Genomic DNA, 3,601 nt, shown 5'->3' on the forward strand with positions numbered 1-3,601 from the left:
GACGAATAATATCTGAACTTTCGTTTGGATTTTGGACATCACTTTTTGACCTGAAATTCGAAATGACGCTATGGAAAAATCTTAGATTAGCCTTCCCCAATTGCCCCAAAGAAATTAGAAAAAGGAAAACAATGAGTTCGAAGTTCAATGGAATACGGAAGCTTCGGAACCGGATATTTCACCATGAAGCCATTTCCTGGAATTTGAATGTGCTGTAAACTTACAAAACTGAAATAATCGAAGGAATAAACTGGCTTGACAAAGACCTTATCAACTGGACAGTGGAACTAAATAATATTGACGAAACGATAGAAAAATACAGACAAATCATTGAATGACAATATACTACAGGCCACAACATGCTATATCTGCCAATTGCTTGTGCAATGCAGGTTTCGGGTTTTCTGCTTCGCGTTATCTTCTGTATCGGGGGATAGTTTAGCAGCCCGTAATCCCTGCCGGCAGGCAGGCAGGCGAAACTGCAGGTATAGCAGGCACGTTTGCAGAAGGTTTGCTGATAAAGTTACCGCAATGACTTCCGAAAAAAATCAAAAATATGACAGGTTCAGTACTAGATTTAATCCTTCTGATTTTAATTATCATTGTAGCATTATTTATCTACTTTTTACCCACAATCATAGCATCGGGTAGAAATGCTACTGCGACGTTTTTGATATTCCTGGTAAACCTTTTTGGAGGGTGGACAGTAGCGCTGTGGATTTTTGTTTTTATTTGGGCATTTTTGTCCAAAAAGAAATAATAATTAAAAAATTCAACGATTGAAACTGATTAGAAAAGTAAGAAGAGCAATTAAAGGAATTACAACAGTTATACTTGTACTTACTGTGCTTATTCTACTTATTGAAAATGATAATATTATCTCATTCGCAAATGATAAGGAATATCATATTGCAACAGCAGATTTAAATGTAAGGACCGGTGCAGGTACTGAGCACAACGTTATTTTTACTTTACAGGAAGGAATTGAAGTTGAAGTTTTATCAAAAAATAATAACTGGTATAAAGTCAGGTACCAGGGAAAGACGGGCTATGTCTATTTTGAATATTTAGAGTTTAGCAGAACTGAATTAAATGAAAATCTCCAGTCTTTTCGAAAAACACTACCATTAATATTCAAAGTATTTATCGCCGGCACAATTCTCATTGTTAGTTTATTAATAATCAGGAAGGTAAGAGATACAAGGTTGCTGAAAACCGTTACCAATACAAAAAGGGGTACACGGTCAGAAAGAGATTTAGCATTAAAACTGTTGAAATACAAGATACCGGCACAAATGATTTTTCACGACCTGTATCTGAAGAAGAATAACGGTGAATTCACTCAGATTGACCTGGTAGTTGTAACGGAAGTGGGGATAATTGTTTTTGAAGTAAAAGATTACAGTGGGTGGATTTACGGGAAGGGAAATCAATCGCAATGGACACAGGTGTTAGCGTATGGAAAGCAGAAATATCGCTTCTATAATCCCATAATGCAAAACAATAAGCATATAGCAGAATTGAAAAAGAGCCTCAATCATTCTGATAATATGCCCTATTATTCAATAGTACTATTTTATGGAGATTGTGTATTGAAAGATGTCAGTTTTATTCCCGAAGGAACTTTTCTTGTAAAATCAAAAAGATTAATTGAGGTTATTAAAAACATTAGAAAAAACAATGAACCAGTTCATTATTCTAATATGAATGAAATGGTTAGAATATTAAAAGAAGCAGTGCAAAATGGGGAGAAAATGGAAAACCAAATCAAACATATTGAAAGTATTAATGATATGATGGGAAAGGATAGAATATTTGAATAATCTCTTATGCATAACATAACTGTTATTTCTTCATTCCATAATCACCTTGGAAAATGTAATCCCGATGAATTATACAGAATCATTGAGGAAATACAACCAGAAATTATATTTGAAGAACTTTGCTTAGACACTTTCTCTAGGGTATATGCTGATGGTTCTGTTCCTAATACAATAGAAGCGATTGCTATTAAGAAATATTTAAGAAAATACCCTGTAAAGCATTTTCCAGTTGATACCTATCCAATTAATGAAAGTGACTTTTTTAATGGAGCTGATGAAATTGCAAAAAGAAGTTCTGAGTATCTCAAACTTTGGAACGAAAAAGTATCAATGATTACAAAATACGGTTATGACTTTCTCAATAGTAATGATTGCATTGAACTTATTGACAAAATTAAAGAGATTGAAGAAACTGTTTTATCTGAAATAAATGATGTGAATTTATCTCGTGAATATGAATCAGAAAGGATTCTTCATAATAATCGTGAATATGAAATGCTAAAAAACATTTATGATTTCAGTAAACAATTTAATTACAACAAAGCAACTTTTATTTGCGGAACTAAACACAGAAAAGCGTTAAAACTTAAAATCAAAGAGTACGAAACGAAAGAAAAACTGAAATTAAATTGGGCCTTCTACAATGAAATATGACAACTTATTAACCACCAGCCACTAATCGATTAGACCGCCCCGCCAGGCGATAAACGCCTTTACCCAATTCAACCCCTTCAATTTACTTCCCTCACAACCCAAACTTTACCATCCAAAACAATTCCATCCCCCAATGCCCTTTCCGCAAACAGATACCTGCTTTTCGCATGCAAATAAAAACCGCACAGAGCACATTTATCTTTCAACAAAACCCAAATAATATTATGGGAATTAAAAATGTGGTTTATATTTGCAGATATATACGATTTGGCTATAAGCTTATGAAAGAACAACTTACAACGGAATTAATTGAAGCTTGCAAAAAAAGCATTTGGAGTTTTGGGAATGGAGTTCTTTACAAACTCTGTGCAGAGAATTTTTATCACACTGAAGATGAACAGATTTTAGCAAAGGTTTGGTTAATTGGGAGAGCATATGCAGCGGCTATCGAGAGACGAAAAATTAAGGAAGCAATTAATGATGATTTCTACATTGACAAAGTTGTTCCTGCTTTTAAAAAATCGGAATTAGACAGCAAATTGGAAGAGTTAAGTCAGTTTGATAAATTGACAGAAGAGAATTTAGGAAAAATACTTGAAACTCATTACTATTTTACTAAACTGACTGCTGAATTGACTGGTTTAAAAAAAAGGTCATTCTGTTCAAAGTATTTACATTTTCATCTGCCAAACTTGTTCCCTATTTATGACAGCAGAGTTGTGGGTTCATTGAGAAAACTCATTTCCAAGACACCGGTGAGATTTTCTCAAATTCTGAACTCAACCAGTATTGATCGTGAATACGGAAAATTTGCCTGTAAGAGTTTAGCAGTGAGACAAGATATCGAAAAAACTTTTGACAAAAAATTGACATTAAGAGAATTTGACAACTTATTGATTAGATTTGCAAATGAAGCATTAATTAACCGATGACAAGAAAGCCTGCAGCCAATATAGTAAAGTCAACAATACTGGGGCATGGCAATAGTTTAACGGCCTCTGCTAAGCATTGACTTTTGCATTGGAAGGTCACTTTTAAAAACCAGTATCCAATTTAACTATTCAAATAACCAACCCCCACTCCAACCCCACCCCATGGCCCTCTTTCAAAAATCCGTAGAAAAG

At 34.1% G+C, this 3,601-nt stretch carries 5 protein-coding genes and 1 pseudogene; 5 read left to right on the top strand and 1 reads right to left on the bottom strand.

Annotated elements, in window-relative coordinates:
* The 4 genes and pseudogenes from EA412_00240 to EA412_00255 all read left to right on the top strand — a co-directional run bounded on the left by EA412_00240 (nucleotide 1) and on the right by EA412_00255 (nucleotide 2,477).
* A pseudogene (locus EA412_00240) lies at nucleotides 1-338 on the top strand (hypothetical protein).
* 218 nt (nucleotides 339-556) lie between these two features.
* The gene (locus tag EA412_00245) at nucleotides 557-760 is read left to right on the top strand and encodes a superinfection immunity protein (GenBank protein ID TVR84634.1); all 204 of its coding nucleotides are present in this window, start codon (nucleotides 557-559) and stop codon (nucleotides 758-760) included.
* Between the two features lie 19 nt (nucleotides 761-779).
* Complete coding sequence (locus EA412_00250) at nucleotides 780-1,823, top strand: hypothetical protein (protein TVR84635.1); 1,044 nt, start codon at nucleotides 780-782, stop codon at nucleotides 1,821-1,823.
* Nucleotides 1,824-1,829: 6 nt separating this feature from the next.
* Entirely contained in the window at nucleotides 1,830-2,477 is a 648-nt protein-coding gene (locus tag EA412_00255) for a hypothetical protein (GenBank protein ID TVR84636.1), read from the top strand.
* Between the two features lie 77 nt (nucleotides 2,478-2,554).
* Here the strand turns inward: EA412_00255 and EA412_00260 are convergent, their stop codons facing one another.
* Nucleotides 2,555-2,770 carry a hypothetical protein gene (locus EA412_00260; GenBank protein TVR84637.1) on the bottom strand — a complete coding sequence of 72 codons (216 nt, stop codon included), beginning with the start codon at nucleotides 2,768-2,770 and terminating at the stop codon, nucleotides 2,555-2,557.
* Here EA412_00260 and EA412_00265 point away from each other — a divergent pair.
* Nucleotides 2,759-3,409: a hypothetical protein gene (locus EA412_00265; GenBank protein ID TVR84638.1), complete on the top strand. Its 651-nt coding sequence runs from the start codon at nucleotides 2,759-2,761 to the stop codon at nucleotides 3,407-3,409. The two genes, EA412_00260 and EA412_00265, sit on opposite strands and share 12 nt — an antisense overlap.
* The last annotated feature ends 192 nt before the right edge of the window (nucleotides 3,410-3,601 follow it).

The sequence above is a fragment of the Chitinophagaceae bacterium genome, from assembly GCA_007695095.1.
Classification (GTDB): domain Bacteria; phylum Bacteroidota; class Bacteroidia; order Chitinophagales; family REEL01; genus REEL01.

Excerpts from the sequence above, each read along its gene's own strand:
- EA412_00255 (TVR84636.1), top strand. The coding sequence starts at position 1,830 with ATGCATAACATAACTGTTATTTCTTCATTCCATAATCACCTTGGAAAA.
- EA412_00245 (TVR84634.1), top strand. The coding sequence starts at position 557 with ATGACAGGTTCAGTACTAGATTTAATCCTTCTGATTTTAATTATCATT.
- EA412_00265 (TVR84638.1), top strand. The coding sequence starts at position 2,759 with ATGAAAGAACAACTTACAACGGAATTAATTGAAGCTTGCAAAAAAAGC.